Raw genomic sequence first — 15591 nt, forward strand, 5'->3', positions numbered from 1 at the left:
GGGAACCCCTATCTCGCGAACCGTGTCGCGTCGAGAACCTCGTGGATGACCTTGGTCAGGTCGGCTGCGTGGGGCAGGGCGGCGCTTTCCAGCGGCTTCGAATACGGCAGGGGAACCTCGGCGGCCGCCACCCGGCGCACGGGTGCGTCGAGGTAGTCGAACGCCCCCTCGCCGATCGTGGCGGATACTTCGGCGCCGATTCCGTAAGTCAGCCAGTCGTCTTCGAAGACCACGGCGCGGCTGGTCTTCCGCACCGATGCGCAGATCGTTTCCCGGTCAAGCGGCCTGAGGCTGCGGAGGTTGACCACTTCCACCGAGATGCCCTCCTCCTCGAGTTGCCTGGCGACCTCGAGCGCCGTGACGGTGGCGCGAGAGTATGTGACGACGGTGACGTCGGTTCCCGTTTTCACGACCTCGGCCCTGCCGATTTCGGCGACCTGCTCGCCGTCCGGCACCTCGCCCTTGGTGCTGTAGAGAGCGAGGTTTTCCAGGAAGATGACCGGGTCGTCGTCACGGATCGCTGCGGTCAGGAGCGCCTTGGCGTCGGCCGGCGTCGACGGCGCGACGACCTTGAGGCCGGGAATGTGCGCGTACCAGACCTCGAGGTTCTGCGAGTGGGTCGCCGCGAGTTGCTGCCCGCCTCCGCCGGGAGTGCGTATCACCATCGGCACCGAGACCTGGCCGCCGAACATGCCGTGAAGCTTCGCGGCATGATTAACGATCTGGTCGATCGCCAACAGGCTGAAGTTAATGGTCATGATCTCGACCACCGGGCGCATCCCGAGCATCGCGGCGCCGATCGCCGCGCCCACGAAACCCTCCTCCGCGATCGGGGTGTCCCGCACCCGGTCAGGACCGAACTCGGCGAGCAGCCCGGCCGTGATCTTGTACGACCCCTCGAAAATGCCGATCTCCTCGCCGATCAGGAACACGTTCTCGTCCCTGGCCAGTTCGGCCTGCAGGGTGTCGCGGAGCGCCTGCCGGTAGGTGATGACCGTCATGACGCCTCCATCAACGGATCCCCCGGCAACGCGTGGGGGGCGTTGGCCACCGGGGTGGCGTAGGAGTAGTCGAACAGCTGATCCACCGTCGGATCCGGGCTTGAGTCGGCAAAGGCGACAGCCTCAGCGACGACAGCCGCGGCATCCTTTTCGATCCGCGTCGCCGACGCCTCATCGAAGGCGCCTGAACTGATCAGTTGGGCGCGAAAGGCCGGCAGCGGGTCAGACTCCTTCGCCTCCTCCGTATCTTCTGCAGATCGATACCGCGCCGGGTCGACCACCGAGTGACCCTTCAGCCGATAGGTCATCACCTCGATCAGGCCGGGTTTCCGCTCGGAGCGGGCCCTCTCCAGGGCGGTCCGGGCGGCATCGCGGACCGCGACGACGTCGTCACCGTCCACACGAACCCCGGGGATCCGGTAGGAGCAACCGCGTTTGTAGAGTTCGGGTTCGGCCGAGGCCGCTTCAACGGTGGTGCCCATGCCGAGCCGGTTGTTGATGATCACGTAAACGATGGGGAGGTCCCAGAGCCCCGCCAGGTTCAGCGATTCGTGGAAGGCGCCGATGTTGGTGGTACCGTCACCGAGCAGGCACATCACAGCCTCCGCGTCTGGGCCGGGTTTCTGGCGCAGGCTCAGCGCCAGGGCCGCACCGGTGGCCGGCGGAATCTGACCACCGACGATGCCGTATCCGCCCAGCATCCGGAGCGGGGCGCTGAACAGGTGCATCGATCCGCCGCGACCGCCGGACACGCCGGTGCTCTTGCCGAACAGCTCGGCCATCACGGCCCCGGGTTCCATCCCGCGCCCGATCGCGTAGCCGTGATCCCGATAATTGGTGAAGAGGTAGTCACGAGCCTGCAGGGCATGGGAGAGGCCGACCACCGCGGCTTCCTCCCCCAGGTTCAGGTGGCAGTAGCCGCCGATCTTCGCCTTGGCATACATTTCGGCGGCCGTGAGCTCGAACGCCCGAACCAGCGCCATCTCGCGGTAGTAGCCGATAAGCACGTCCGCCGGCTCGGCGCCGCTGACCTTCGAAACGACGCGGGCCGTCGAACCTGCCCTCGACCGGGCTGCGCCGCCCTGGCGTGTCGTGCCTGCCGTGGCCATGTGTGCTCCGCTCTGCTCGCGACCGTCTCGAGTGCAGGCGGATGAGCCCTCGGCGCATCCGGCCGCAGACGCGACCTTCCGCCAGCCTATGGGGCTGGGCTGGTTGGCGCTAGGCGCGGCCGCCTCGTGCCACCGGAGCAGTGGCCGCCAGGGGTTTTCCAGTAGGGCGCCCGCTGACCGATACAACGACGTCGCGTCGCGGTCCCACGCCATCGACCAGGAACGCCAACCGGCCTGCGAGGCATGCTCCGTCTCACTTTCGCTGTCGAGCAGTAGTCAAGCGGGACCCGGCGATTTCCCCGGCGCGAGCGGGCGGTGGCCCTGAAGAGCATGAAGGTGTCATTGAAACATCACCAGCTCCTCCTATCCGAAAGGAAACGCTCATGACCGAGGCAGCCAGCCTCACCCAGCCCGGCTTCTCCAGGGTCGCCCACCCATCGCACGACATCCGTCCCCGCCCCGAGTACGCCATCGTTGCCGAAGGCCTAATCAAGACCTACGGCCGAGGCGCCACCACCGTGCACGCTCTCGATCACGCCTCCCTCTCAATCGCGGCCGGACGCTTCACAGCGATCATGGGTCCCTCAGGGTCCGGCAAATCCACCATGATGCACGCGGTGGCCGGGCTCGACACTGTCGATTCGGGAAGCATCCGACTCAGAGAAATCGAAGTCACTGCGCTCACCGAGCAGCAGCGCACGATCATGCGTCGCGAAAAGGTCGGCTTTGTCTTCCAGAGCTTCAACCTGGTGCCAGCGCTCACGGCAGCGGAGAACATCGCTTTACCGCTCACACTCGCCGGAAAGCGGGCCGACAAGGACTGGATCAATGAACTCGCTGAGACCCTCGGCATCAATGATCGCCTCAGCCACCGGCCGAATCAGCTCTCGGGCGGCCAACAACAACGGGTCGCCGTTGCACGCGCGCTCGTCGCGAGGCCAGAGGTCGTCTTCGCAGACGAACCGACAGGGAGCCTGGATTCGCGTGCAAGTCAAGCTCTGTTGACTTTTCTGCGTCGTGCCGCTCATGACTTCGGCCAGACGATCGTCATGGTCACGCACGACCCGACCGCAGCGTCCTACGCCGACCGCGTCGAATTCCTCGCGGACGGCCGTGTACTCGACGGGTTTGACGCCCCCACCGCCTCCGCTGTGCTTGAGCGGATGGCCCGCTTCGATACCGGCCGCGTGGCCGACGGCATGCCCGAGGCGGTATCAGAATGATCCGGATCGCGTTCGCACAGGTGCTGGCACACCGCCTGCGCCTGGCTCTCACTGTGATCGCCGTGCTGCTCGGCGTCACCTTTGTCACGGGCAGCCTCGTGCTGAATGACACCGCCCAGCAACTGTTCGACGACCAGTTTCGCACGGCGTCTGCCGGCGCCGATCTCACGGTTCGAACGGCGACAGCCTTTGACTCCGGAATGGGAGTGGAAGTCGAACGGGACCCGCTCGCGAAGGGGATCGTGGAGACTGCCGCATCCGTTGCTGATGTGGAGTACGCGGTGCCCGTCGCGAAGGGTCCGGCACGTCTGGAAGCTGCAGACCGAGATCTCGGTGCTGTGGGGTTGTCGACGTGGGTCGCGGCCCCGATCGGCGCCTATCCACTCCGCGACGGCCACGCACCGACCGGAGCAGGTGATCTTGCCCTCGATGTCGCCACCGCCCGGGGGCTTGGCCTCAATCTTGGCGACACCGTCACCCTTGTGGCGGAGGAACGCCTGACGTTGGAGATCGTCGGCCTGGTGGGCTTCGGTGAGGCCGACGGTCCCCCGGTCGGCTCCACCGCACTCACCACGCTTCCGACCGCGCAGCGCGCCCTGCAGCTCGGGGACGCTGTTTCGGAGATTCTCATCGCAACTGCCCGTCCCGTCGGAGTAGTGCAGCCGGTCCTCGCGGACGCCCTCGGCGATGAGGTCGAGGTGGCGACAGCGCAGGATCTCGCATCGGCCGGTGCCGAAGCCGCTGCCGCGAATCTCCAGATGCTGCAGGTGGTGCTGATCGCCATGTCGGTGGCAGCCCTGCTGATTGGATCCTTCCTCATCATGAACACCTTCTCGATCGTCGTATCGCAACGCACTCGAGAACTGGCTGTGCTTCGGGCGGCGGGTGCGACCGGGGCGCAGGTGTTCCGATCGGTCCTCGTCGAAGCGGGCATCGTCGGCCTCTTCGCATCCGCTGCTGGAACAGTGTCAGGCGTGGGAGCTGCTTTCGGCTTGCGCGTGCTGGCCGGAGCGTTCGGCGTCAACATTCCCGACGGCGACCTGGTCCTCGAGCCACGCACGTTGCTCATCGCCATGGCCGTCGGCGTCGTCGTCACATTTGTGGCTGCGATCGGGCCGGCCCGGCGCGCGGCATCCGTCTCGCCGGTACTCGCCATGAGCGAGGCCACCGTGGAACGGCCCGGTCTGGGTCGCATCCGCGTCATCGTCGCCGGGATGTTGGTCGGAATGGGGGTCGCCGGTGCTCTCGCTGCTTCATTCGGGAGTCCGCTCCCGGTGCTCGGCGTGGGTGTTGTGGCGGCTGTCGGCGGAATAGTCCTCGGGGCGCCGGCTGTGATGCCGCTCCTCAGCCGCCTGTTGGGCCGTCCTCTGGACCGTCTCGGCGTTCCGGGTCGTCTGGCCCGCGAGTCGGCCACCCGCGCCCCCCGCCGCACGTCAGCGACCGTCATGGCCCTGTCGCTCGGGCTGGCGCTGATGGTGTTCGTGTCGATCGTGGCCGGCTCAGTGAAGGCGGGAACGGCTGAGCAGTACCGCGAGGTGATCTCCGCTGATGCCGTCATCGAGAGCGCCGGGCAGGAGATGCTCGGCGGCGTGCACGCGGCCGTCTTTGACGAGGTGACCGGTGTCGATGCGGTCGGGGTAGCTACCCGCCTGAAGTACGGGCACTGGCGCGACGGCGACACGACGAGCGCCCTGACCGCCCTCGACCCCGACAAGATCGGCGAGGTAGCGGCCGTACGAATGATTGACGGCTCAATCGACAAACTCGCATCCGGTGGCGTCGTCATCGCGCAGCGTGTGGCGCTCGAACGAGAACTCTCGGTCGGCGACGAGCTGCCCATGACGTTCGCACGCACAGGAAAGATCGTCCTCCCCATCGTCGGGATCGTTGCCGACGGTACCGCCCAAGCGCTCATGACCGACTACGTCATCTCGCTGGCAACCTACGAAAAGCTCTACACGGAGAGCATGGACGCAAGCATCTTTGTTACCGCCCGACCTGGCGTGGATTCAGCAGAGCTACGTGGACTGTTGCAATCCGCACTTGTCGATCACCCGACCGTGCAGGTGCGGGATCAAGCTGCTGTCATCGCCGGTCGAACCCAAGCGGTGGATCAGATCCTCGGACTGGTGACGGTGCTGCTGCTGCTTGCAATGTCCATCGCGGTTCTCGGCATCACGAATACCTTGGCGCTGTCGATTGCGGAACGCACCCGAGAGATCGGCCTGTTGCGTGCGGTGGGCATGACGCGCGCGCAGGCCGGAAGGATGGTGCATTCCGAGGCGATCCTGGTGGCCGTGATCGCCCTGCTGGTCGGCGTGGCGCTGGGCTTTGCTGCCGCGCTGGCGACGGTGGGGGCGCTTGGCCAGATCGCCCCGCTCGGTCTGGTCGTCCCTGCGGGCACAATCGCGGGATTCGCCGTCTTGACGGCCGCCGCGGGACTGCTTGCAGGGCTGGCTCCGGCCCGACGGGCCGCCCGCCTCGCCGTACTGGAAGCGATCGCACACCCGTGACATCAGTTCAGCTGGGCGGGGTGACCCGCCCAGCTGAATCCCGCGTTGAAGCCGTATTGGCCGGACCGTCGGGCAGAACCGGACTCAGGACTGTCACTTTGTCACTGTTGCGTAATTCGCGGCTGGTCGAGCGTAAGGGATGTAGCGATTTTCGAAAAGAACGCGCTGCTGGCTAGTCTGCCGCGAGGACCACCTGTGCGATCAGGTTGTCGAGCTTGCGCACATCCACACCCTTGCCGACCTTGATCTTGATGTGACCTGCACGCGTCCAGAGCTCAAGTTCCGCATTGAAGTCGAGGGTACCCGCATTCTCGGAGGACCACATGTTCACCCTGGAGTAGGGCAACGAGTAGAGCTCCACCTTCTTCCCAGTCATACCCTGTGCATCCCGAACGATGAGGCGCTTATTAGTGAACACGGCACTGTCGCGAAACGTCTTGTAGGCAGCAATGGGGTGCTCACCTGACACAAGCATGGGTTCGATATCAGCCGGTATGGGAGTTTCGGCGATGAAGGTCCAAGCAGTGATGGCAGCGGTTTCCACGGGGCTCCTAATCGATCAACCAGTTGCACCAAACCAGGTGCATCCAGCCACTCTAGGGGCTCTATTCCAAGAGGAACCGGCTGTCGCACCCCCAGAACGCGCGAACCAGTTCAGCCCTACTCGGCCAAGACCCGGCAATCCTCGCGGAACAGCGCTTCACGTTGCCTCATGCGCGCCGGAGGAGCACGGTGCCCAGAATCGCGGCGGCTGCCGCGGTCGTGCTCGCAGCGAGGAACGCGGCACCGAAGCCGCTCGTGGCTGCTTCGGCTGATAGGCCGGAGTCGTGGAGTCCCAGCTTGACGGCCGCGTGGATGGCACTGAAGGTCGCGATTCCCAGCGCCCCACCCATCTGCGCGCTCGCACTGGCGATACCCGACGCCATGCCCGACCGCGCAGTGGGCACTCCGGAGGTGATGACGAGTGTGGTCGGCGTGAAACTGAGAGCCACGCCGGAGGCCGCGATCAGGAGGCCGGGGAGCACGTCCAGGGCGTAGTTCCCGGTCACGGGTCCGCGAGCAAGCCACAGGTGAGCGACGGCGACGATCGCCAGACCGACGATCATGGTGCGAGTTGCGCCCCACTTCGCGACGACGCGAGGGAGAAGGAGGAGGGTGACAGCGAAGCCGGCGATCGAGGTGGGCATCATGGCCGAGCCCGCAAGGGCGGGGTCGAAGCCGAGTCCCTGCTGCAGGTAGAGGGCGACGAGGAAGAAGCACGCGACGCGGGCTGCCCCGCCGAGCAGGTTGATCGCAACTCCCGCCGACACGTTGAGGCTGCGAAACAATTCCAAAGGCACAACCGGCTCGGCGGCGCGCCGTTCGATCCGCACGAAGAGCAGCGTGAGGAGGAGGGCGGCGCCAATTCCGCCCAGCACCTCGAGCGAGACGAAACCGGACTGCGGAGCGGAGAGGATGGCGAAAACCAGCGCGAGCATGGCACCAGTGACCGTGACGGCACCTCCGAAATCGAAGGGTCGACGCACCCGAACCGGGTCGGGGGCGGTGAATCGGGCCGCGATGACAACGTTCACCAGCGCGACGGCCCCGGTGAGGACGAACACCGACTGCCAGCCGAGCGCGGCCACCAGGATGCCGCCGGCTGCGACACCGGTCGCCCCACCGAGGGCGGACGCAGCGCCCCACGCGCTCATCGCCCGCGCCTTCCCTTCGCCGGGAAAAGTGAGAAGCAAGAGGGAGAGCGCAGCGGGAGTGAGGGCGGCGGCGCCGAGTCCCTGAAGCAGGCGAGCCGCGATGAGCAGGGTCTCCGTCGTCGCGAAGCCCGCCAGTGCCGATGAGGCGATGAGCACCGTGGAACCGAGGAGGAACATCCGGCGCCGGCCGAAAAGGTCGGCGGCCCGGCCCGACAACAGCAGTAAGCCGCCAAAGGTCAGGAAGTAGGCGTTGAGGATCCAGGCCGTGCCGGTCGGGGTAAGAACCAGGTTTTCAGCAACGGAGGGCAGTGCGACGTTGAGGATGGACGAGTCCAGCATCGCGACGAATTGTGCGCAGACGAGGGCGAGTAGGACGATCCTGCCCCGCGACGTCGAGGGCTGTACCGTTCCGCGAGAGCGTGCGAGCGGGGCGGTGAGCGTGTTTGCCACGATTTCCTCCTTGGTGATGCGTGAGCGGATGCGCCGAGCGGTTGTTGCGGAATCATCTTCGGTTGCGCGCACGGTCTGTCGCGCCGGCGAAACCGCCAGTTCCGGTCAAGCGAGCGGATGCCAAGATGCTGATCTCGGCATCCGCTCGCTTGGAGGGTCAGTCGGGCACGCCGGCCCGGCGGGGCACCGCGACCAGTGCGACGACCGCCAGTACGCCGAGGACCACAGCCAGTGCGGTGAACGCCTTCGGATACGCGGCCAGGAGACCGGCGGCGTTCGCCAGTTCCCCGCCAATCGTCGTCAGCACCGCCACGCCCAGCGCGGCTCCGACCTCGTGCCCGGTCATCATGACGCCGGAGGCGAGCCCCGCCTCCTCGCCACGGATTCCGCTCATTGCGGCGACCGAGATAGCGACGAACATCGGGCCGACGCCGAGGCCCATCACGATGAAGCCGGGCAGCACGTCGATCACGTAATTCGCGTCGGCGCCGACGTGGATGAGGAGCGCTGCCCCGACGGCGGTGATGACGAGGCCCCCCGCCATCATGACGCGCGGAGTGATTCTGCCCAGCAGCTTTCCGGACGCCGCGGCCGCCAACGTGATGACCACCGCCAGCGGCAGGAACTGCAAGCCGGTTACCAGGGGGGAGCCGCCCAGCGCATTCTGAAGGAGCAGGGAGCTGAGGAAGATCGCACCCACGACGGCACCGGTCACGCCGGCCATGATCCCGGTGGAGGAGACGAGGGAGCGAATGCGCCAGACGTGCGGTGGAACGAGCGGCGTGGCGACCTTCATTTCGATTCGCGCGAACGCAGCGAGGAGCACGACCGCGGCGGTAAAGGAGGCGAGCGTGAGCGGAGCCGTCCAGCCTTCGGAGCCGGCGGCCTGGATGCCGAAGACGAGCGCCACGAGGCCAAGCACGCCCGTCAGTGCACCACCGAGGTCGAGATCGCGCACCTTGCGCAGCACCGTAGTACCGGCCGGCACACGGCGGAGTGCGAGCACTCCGACGGCAATGCCGATCGGCACGTTGATGAAGAAGACCCCTTGCCAGCCGAGGAGAGTGGTGAGCAGACCCCCGAAGAGCACCCCGGCGGCGATGCCGGTGCTGCCGACCGTGCCCCAGACGGCGAGAGCAGTGGCTCGTTGCCGACCCGCGTACGCGGTCATGATGATCGCCATCGCGGCGGGCGTGAGCATCGCTGCGCCCATGCCTTGCGCAGCCCGAGAGGCGACGAGCATCAACGGCGACACGGCGAGCCCACTCAGCAGCGAAGCCGCCGTGAACAACGCCAGCCCGGTGAGGAACATCCGGCGGCGGTTCACGAGGTCGGCGAGCCGACCACCGAGCAGGAGAAGTCCGCCGCTCAGCAGCACGTACGCGCTGACGGTCCACTGGTAGTCACCAGTGCTGAAACCAAGCGCTGTGCCGATGCTCGGGAGCGCGACATTCACCACGCTCACGTCGAGAATCACCATGAACTGCGCGAGAAGCATGAGCCAAAGAATCAGCCAGGAGGGGCGTGCCTGCGGCTCGGCGGAGCCGGGACCAGCGGTCCGGACGTGAGGATTGTGGGCGGCGGGACGCTGGTCGTCGGAGGTCGACGGTATGACCTCCGTCGCTTGTGCGTGAGTCATGATTATTCCTTTGCGTTCGATGTGGTTGTAGTACCGAGATCAGACTCCGACTGGCAACCAACGTGCCGCGCCGGGAAATTCGCCGGGTCTGTGGCCCAACGGATGCGAGTGGCCAGCTCGCGGGCGAGCTCCAGGGCGGCGGTCCCGTCCGCAGCGGTCGCGTAGGCGCCATCAAAGATTGCGCGAGATGCTCCGGGGAGCGCTCCGAGCGTCTCCAGCTCGCGGCGCGCGGACGCAGTGGTCGTCGCGACCTGTCGACCATTCAGAAGACCCGCAGATGCGAGGATGAGCGCCCCTTCACCGATACCGATCATCCAGTCGGTGGTCACAGCTGCGGCGCGGAGCCACTGATGCACCGCGCCGTTTGTCATGTGTCTGTCGCGTCCCGCTCCCCCCGGAACGACCACGATGTCGGGGTGAGGCAGCTCCTCGAGTACGGCGTCCGCGGTGATCGTAAGTCGCCCGGTGTCGCATCGCACGGGGCCCACCCGTTCACCCACGAACGTAACCTGGGCAGCGGGAAGCCGACTGAGCACCTCGTAGGGGGCGACGGCCTCCAGAGCGGTGACGCGGTCGAAGATAAGGATTGCGATTTGCACATCTCGATCGTCCCGTCGTTGACGACGACACCGCACCGGCACAATCGCCGGGTTGTGCCTAGGCGGGTCGTGCTCAGCCCACCGCGTCCAGGTCGGCCTGGAGCAGGCCACCTCGTGAGCTGATCCCCAACTTCGTGAACACATTCCGCAGGTGGAAATCGACGGTTCGGGGACTGATGAACAGCCGGGCCGCCACATCCCGATTCGGTAGCCCCTGCTGAACCAGCCGCGCCACCTGGACTTCCTGGGGCGTCAGAGGATTCTCCGGGGATTCATCCCGTCGGCGCGACGATTCGCCCGAGGCCCGGAGCTCCTCACGCGCGCGTTCGGCCCACGGCCGGGCCCCCAACTCCTCGAACGTCATGAGGGCGGCCCGTAGATGCTCTCGTGAGTCAACCCTCCGCCGTGCTCGGCGAAGGAACTCTCCGAAGGCCAGTTCCGTCCGAGCCCTGTCGAAGGGGCGGGTCCCCCCGGTATGCCGTTTCAGGGCGGAGCGGAAATGCCCCTCGGCGTCGGTACCGTCAGCCAGCAAGGCGCGACCGTAGTCCGCAGCGGACGCGGCCCATCCAGCATCCGTTCCCTCTGCGTAGCCGGCGATGTCGTCAACAGCGGCTTGCAGATCGGCTCGCTGCCCCGCGCGGGCGGCAGCCTCCATGCCGTCGATCACGGCGGCTCTCCGGTGCTGCGAGTGGGAGATGCGGTCGAAATGGTGCAGCGCCTCCGTCGGGTTCGAAGGCGCGACGTGCACGCCGCGGGCCCAGGCCAGAAGGTCCTGAATGCTGGTGTCAAGAATCCCGGCCGGATGGGTTTCGGCCAGCCGCTCGACCTCCCGGAGGTCGCCCTCGAACCCGTCGGCACCCCGCAGCGCACCAAGCAGCAGAAGCACAGCACTCGGGAACGCCTTCTGGTTGGGCTGATTCGTCGTATCGGCCAGGTCCAACGCCTCCGAAGATGCGGCGGCAACCTGCGACCAACGCCCCGTGACCAGGTCCGGCAGCGAACGGCGGGTAAGTGCGTGGAGGATATGAAACGGCGACGCGTTCTGACGGGCTTCGTCGAGTTCGATTTCGTGCCAGTGCACAGCAGTCTCATCGTCCCCCAACTGCACGGCTGCGATCGGGATGTTCGACAAGAGGTCCGGCGAACGAAGGCCCTCGGCAGCGCTCAACGCTCGGCGAAACTCCCTTGCACCCTCGGCGAGGTTCCCCTGCACCAGATGGCGCATACCCCGGAGCAAAGCCCCGAAACAGTCGTCGTGAGCGCTGCCGTCATGAGCGCTGCCGTCGTGAGCGTCGCCGTCGTGAGCGAATCGCGGCGCAAAAGTCAGGGGGTCTATGTCGATTCCGGAATCTGCTCCGAATACGGCGACCGCGGATGCGATCATCGCTAGCTCTCCAGCTCGACTGGCATCCGTTGGCGCAACGTCCCGTGCGGCACGCAGCAGTACACCGTGGGCGACACGGGGAGATCCGAAGTTCATCTCGATAAAGGCACGTAGCCGGTCAATGTCGGCACGGATCACGGGGTCCTCGGTCCGTGCCCGCGCGGTCTGGGCGAGGTGTCGGGTCCGGTTGGGCTGGCCGGACATCCAGGCGGCACCGGCGGCCGCATTTAGACGTCGCGCCGCGACCTCCTCCCCCGGCGAAAGCTCCGCCGCCCGTTCCCACGCTGCAGACGCCGCCTCATGGCCGCCACCCGACTGTGAGGCTCGCGCCACCGCCTCCAGTCCCGCGGCGATCCGCTCATCAGGCGTCTCCGCAGCCGCAGCACTGTGCCAGACGGCGCGATTGCGATCGCCATGCCGAGTCAACGCTTCCGCCAGCGACGAATGAACGCGACGGCGTTCAGGGCGTGACGCGGAGGAGTAGATAGCAGATCTAACCAAGGGGTGCCTCAGCTGGATCGAGTCCGCTTGTACACGCACAAGTCCTGAACGCTCGGCCTGCTCGCGGGCATCGTCCCCAACCCCCAGCCGCTTGCTCGCGTCGTCAACGGTGACCACGTCTGCGGAGTCGTCCGCAGCGGCGACGAGCAGGTACACGCGTGCTGACTCGGTGAGACGTTCGTACCGATCGAGGAACAGGCGCTCGAGGCTATCGGTGAGCGGCAGATGCGCGGGAAGCGGGGCCTCTCCCTCGAGCTGGGCGGTGGAAAGGGCTGAAGGGATTTCTGACAGGGCGAGCGGATTCCCGCCCGTTCTGGTGAGGAGCTCGTCCCGGACCGAGGCAGGAACCCTCACCGTCGTAGAGGCCAGCAGGAGTTTCTGCGCCGAGTCCAGATCGAGGCCTTCGAGTCGGAGCGCGGGCAACTCAGCTGGGTCGAACCGACGAACTCCCCCGTCCCGAGCACCGAACAACAGGGCCACTCGTTCATAGGGCACGCGTCGAGCGATGAAGAGGAGTGCCGCGGCTGACGCCTCATCCAACCAGTGGGCGTCGTCGATCACGCAGAGAACTGGCCGGTCCACGCTCGCTTCTGCCAGGAGTCCCAGGGCAGCGAGGAAAACCAGGAACCGCTCGTTCCCAGACTCCGAGCCGGTGGAGGCGGCCAGCCCAAGCACGCCGCGCAGAGCGTCCGCCTGCGGCTCAGGCAATAGCGGCAGCTTGTCGAGGACTGGGAGAAGGAGACGGTGCAGGGCCGCGAACGCGAGCGGAGCCTCCGATTCGATGCCCTGCGTCCGGAGGATCTCGAACTCGTCTGCGCCCTCGGCAACCCCGGTAAGAAGAGCAGACTTGCCTACGCCCGCTTCGCCGTGGACCACCAAGGCACCGCCATGCCCGGTGCGCGCACGCTCGAGGAGCGCTCGACATGAGGCGAGCTCCTCGTCGCGTCCCAGAATCATCGGCCCATATTATCCAGAACCCGGCGGAAACACCGGCGCGACTGCACCCATCACGCGCGGATCCTGAATACGTCGAGAGAAAGGATTCGCAATGATTGCAGGATTCGGTATGCACCCGGAGGCATGGCTGAGGATGCAGGCCCAAGAAATCGAGCGCGGGTTGGCGACACGAAGACCGTGGGAGCCGGAGCGCGCTGCCCTGACCGCCCGGCGAGCCTCTAGCCGGGATCACATGACCAGGGGCCGCGAACTCCGGACGCAGGAGACCACGTCGAAGATCGCTTGAGTGGTTGCAGCGACGCCGTCTCGCTCTGCAATCAACGCCTGGTGGCTGGCACCCTCGACTACGCGGTGAACGCTGTTGGTCGACAACGCGGCCATCTCGTTTTGCGTCTTCGACGATGCGGCATCATGTCCGCTGCCTGCCGTCAGGACGAACAGAGGCTTGTTGCCGAAGTCAGTGAGCGATGCCGCTTGTTTCACCGAATCGCCCGCGTCGGCGTATTCGTCGATGGTGCTGCGGAGGTCGCGAGCGGTGGCGCCGTACAGGCGGCCGAGTCCCAGCTGGGCCGAGGCCGAAACAAGTGCGAAGACGCGATTCAGGAGGTAGGGGTGGGCCGCGTAGTCCGGCGCTGCGGCACTTGGTGCAGTCGAGTCGATCAGCACCATGCCGGCGACCTCGCTCGGGTAGCGAGCCGCGAACGTCTGCACGTAGAGCCCGCCGAAGGAATGACCCGCCAGTACATACGGTCCGGGCACATGTCCGCGCTGCAGCAGGGTGTGAAGGTCGGTCGCTATCTGAATGCCGTGGGGAGCGGTCTGAGCGGACTCGCTCCATCCGCGGCCCGCGCGGTCGTAGACGCACACCCGGGTGTCGCGCTCGACGGCCGGTGCGATTCGCCCGAGGTCGGACGACTTCCCGCCTCCGCCCGCTTCCAGCACGACGGTGGGGCTACCGGAGCCGGTGCAGTGCAGGTGCAGGCGGTGTCCGCCAACATCGATCAGTTGCCCAGGCATGGGGTGCGACTGCGAATCCGCTGCCTCACCGATGGTTTCGTAGCCGCCGCCGATCGAGGCGAGAGCCAGCATCGCAATCACCGGGTAGAGCAGCCAGCGGGTTCGCCAGCCACGGAGCCGTTGGTGGACGCGCACGATCATCCAGATCGCCAAGGCGAGCATAGCGGGGGGCCAGACCCAGTTGAGAACCAGCTGCGCTGGTGAGCCGAACATCACCAGGAGAAGGCCGCTTAGACCGATCAGCAGCGCCGGAGCGAACGCCCAGCGTTGTGGCTGATCGGTGAACCGCACCGAGAGCACGCCCAGCATTGCCCAACCCAGCGCGAATCCGCACAGGACCGAACCGGTGACGGCGCTCTCCGTCCCTGGCCCGAAGCGGGCGACGACGAGGAGAACAGCTGCGAGTAGTCCGGCGGCCAACGAACCGGCCACAATCAATCCGATGCGTCCCCTCCGGACAGGAGCAGTGCCCATCGGTCCGGGCCGCCTCCCGTCCTCCGGGTTAAACGTGGCGATGAGGGTCGATTCAGTAAGCACAACGATCTCCGTTCCAAGGGTGGCGTCGCGCGAGTACAGCGACGTGTTTGTGAGGGTGCCTTCACGGTATGGCTCCCTCACCGGCCCACCTAGGACACGGTGTTGACGATCTCGGCCACGACGCCGACCGAAGACGGCTTCCGTGCAGCAGGGAACCGTTTAGCCAGGGCCGAAATGGTAGCGGTGGTCGGTCGGAGTGGTGTTGAGGCGACGTCGGAAGGCCCGGTCCATTGTTTCGGGGGTGCCGAACCCACTGCCGCGAGCGATCTGCTCCATCGAACTCGACGTCGTTTCCAGCAGGCGGCAGGCATTCTCCATCCGCACCGCCTCCACATATTCGGCGGGGGTTGTACCCACTTCGGTCTTGAACAGGCGACTGAATTGACGCTCGGACAGGTGGGTGCGCGCCGCCATGACAGGAATGGAAAGGTCGTCTGTCAGGTGCTCCGGCAGCCACTCGAGAAGATCACGGATCGGCTCGTGGTCTGCCGACTGCGCGGCCAGGAGCGCGGAGAACTGGTTCTGGCCCCCTGAGCGGCGCAGGTACACCACGAGGCGCCGCGCGACTGTCGCTGCCGCGGTCCTGCCGTGATCGTCGGCGACGAGCGCCAGGGCGAGGCGATTCCGGCTGTGACGCCGGCGGATGTCCAGACGTTTCCGTCGTTGACGTAGATGGCGTCGGGCTCGACCGTCACCTTCGGGTAGCTCTGCTCCAAAAGCGCGCACTCGGCCCAATGGGTGGTCGCCCTGCGGCCGTCCAGGAGTCCCGCGGCCGCGAGCAGGAAGGCCCCTGAGCAGATCGGCGTGGAGGCGAACTAGAGTCCGCTGGTCGAGAGCACTGGACCGCCGTCGGTGCTGACGACCTCGGTCGCGTATCGCGGTATCGGCAGGAAGCGCGAGGCGCTCGAGAAGACCTCGAGCGGCCCGGTGATGTCGAGGATCTGAGCGGACGGAAATCCGACGATGA

The 15591-nt window shown here is 66.4% G+C and carries 12 protein-coding genes; 2 read left to right on the top strand and 10 right to left on the bottom strand.

Annotation, left to right across the window (positions count from 1 at the left end):
• Positions 1–8: 8 nt before the first annotated feature.
• Both AB4Y94_RS17055 and pdhA read right to left on the bottom strand, forming a co-directional pair.
• Complete coding sequence (locus AB4Y94_RS17055; RefSeq protein ID WP_441729210.1) at positions 9–1001, bottom strand: alpha-ketoacid dehydrogenase subunit beta; 993 nt, start codon at positions 999–1001, stop codon at positions 9–11.
• Entirely contained in the window at positions 998–2110 is a 1113-nt protein-coding gene (pdhA, locus tag AB4Y94_RS17060; protein ID WP_441729211.1) for a pyruvate dehydrogenase (acetyl-transferring) E1 component subunit alpha, read from the bottom strand. Before pdhA ends, AB4Y94_RS17055 begins: the two co-directional genes overlap by 4 nt.
• Before the next feature lie 383 nt (positions 2111–2493).
• Between pdhA and AB4Y94_RS17065 the strand changes: the two genes are divergently transcribed.
• Positions 2494–3333 (top strand): ABC transporter ATP-binding protein, encoded by an 840-nt coding sequence (locus AB4Y94_RS17065; protein WP_441729213.1) that lies wholly within the window; start codon positions 2494–2496, stop codon positions 3331–3333.
• Positions 3330–5846 carry an ABC transporter permease gene (locus tag AB4Y94_RS17070; protein WP_441729214.1) on the top strand — a complete coding sequence of 839 codons (2517 nt, stop codon included), beginning with the start codon at positions 3330–3332 and terminating at the stop codon, positions 5844–5846. The genes AB4Y94_RS17065 and AB4Y94_RS17070 overlap by 4 nt, the downstream gene beginning before the upstream one ends.
• 172 nt (positions 5847–6018) lie before the next feature.
• Here AB4Y94_RS17070 and AB4Y94_RS17075 read toward each other — a convergent pair whose 3' ends face one another.
• The 8 genes from AB4Y94_RS17075 to AB4Y94_RS17110 form a co-directional block, all read right to left on the bottom strand.
• A complete protein-coding gene (locus AB4Y94_RS17075) occupies positions 6019–6390 on the bottom strand; it encodes a PH domain-containing protein (protein WP_441729216.1) in 372 nt (123 codons plus the stop codon).
• A 166-nt stretch (positions 6391–6556) separates the two neighbouring features.
• Positions 6557–7990 carry an MFS transporter gene (locus AB4Y94_RS17080; RefSeq protein WP_441729217.1) on the bottom strand — a complete coding sequence of 478 codons (1434 nt, stop codon included), beginning with the start codon at positions 7988–7990 and terminating at the stop codon, positions 6557–6559.
• Positions 7991–8147: 157 nt separating this feature from the next.
• Positions 8148–9629: an MFS transporter gene (locus AB4Y94_RS17085; protein ID WP_441729218.1), complete on the bottom strand. Its 1482-nt coding sequence runs from the start codon at positions 9627–9629 to the stop codon at positions 8148–8150.
• A 2-nt stretch (positions 9630–9631) separates the two neighbouring features.
• On the bottom strand, positions 9632–10228 hold the full coding sequence (locus AB4Y94_RS17090) for a DJ-1/PfpI family protein (protein ID WP_441729219.1): 597 nt from the start codon (positions 10226–10228) through the stop codon (positions 9632–9634).
• A gap of 73 nt (positions 10229–10301) precedes the next feature.
• Entirely contained in the window at positions 10302–13070 is a 2769-nt protein-coding gene (locus tag AB4Y94_RS17095; RefSeq protein ID WP_441729220.1) for an AAA family ATPase, read from the bottom strand.
• A gap of 228 nt (positions 13071–13298) precedes the next feature.
• Entirely contained in the window at positions 13299–14705 is a 1407-nt protein-coding gene (locus tag AB4Y94_RS17100) for an alpha/beta fold hydrolase (protein WP_441729221.1), read from the bottom strand.
• A gap of 78 nt (positions 14706–14783) precedes the next feature.
• A complete protein-coding gene (locus tag AB4Y94_RS17105) occupies positions 14784–15176 on the bottom strand; it encodes a GlxA family transcriptional regulator (protein WP_441729222.1) in 393 nt (130 codons plus the stop codon).
• On the bottom strand, positions 15062–15424 hold the full coding sequence (locus tag AB4Y94_RS17110) for a DJ-1/PfpI family protein (RefSeq protein ID WP_441729223.1): 363 nt from the start codon (positions 15422–15424) through the stop codon (positions 15062–15064). The genes AB4Y94_RS17105 and AB4Y94_RS17110 overlap by 115 nt, the downstream gene beginning before the upstream one ends.
• Positions 15425–15591 lie beyond the last annotated feature (167 nt).

It is taken from the genome of Glaciibacter sp. 2TAF33 (assembly GCF_052114945.1).
GTDB lineage: Bacteria > Actinomycetota > Actinomycetes > Actinomycetales > Microbacteriaceae > Cryobacterium.

Excerpts from the sequence above, each read along its gene's own strand:
- AB4Y94_RS17095 (WP_441729220.1), bottom strand. The coding sequence starts at position 13,070 with ATGATTCTGGGACGCGACGAGGAGCTCGCCTCATGTCGAGCGCTCCTC.
- AB4Y94_RS17055 (WP_441729210.1), bottom strand. The coding sequence starts at position 1,001 with ATGACGGTCATCACCTACCGGCAGGCGCTCCGCGACACCCTGCAGGCC.
- pdhA (WP_441729211.1), bottom strand. The coding sequence starts at position 2,110 with ATGGCCACGGCAGGCACGACACGCCAGGGCGGCGCAGCCCGGTCGAGG.
- AB4Y94_RS17070 (WP_441729214.1), top strand. The coding sequence starts at position 3,330 with ATGATCCGGATCGCGTTCGCACAGGTGCTGGCACACCGCCTGCGCCTG.
- AB4Y94_RS17085 (WP_441729218.1), bottom strand. The coding sequence starts at position 9,629 with ATGACTCACGCACAAGCGACGGAGGTCATACCGTCGACCTCCGACGAC.
- AB4Y94_RS17065 (WP_441729213.1), top strand. The coding sequence starts at position 2,494 with ATGACCGAGGCAGCCAGCCTCACCCAGCCCGGCTTCTCCAGGGTCGCC.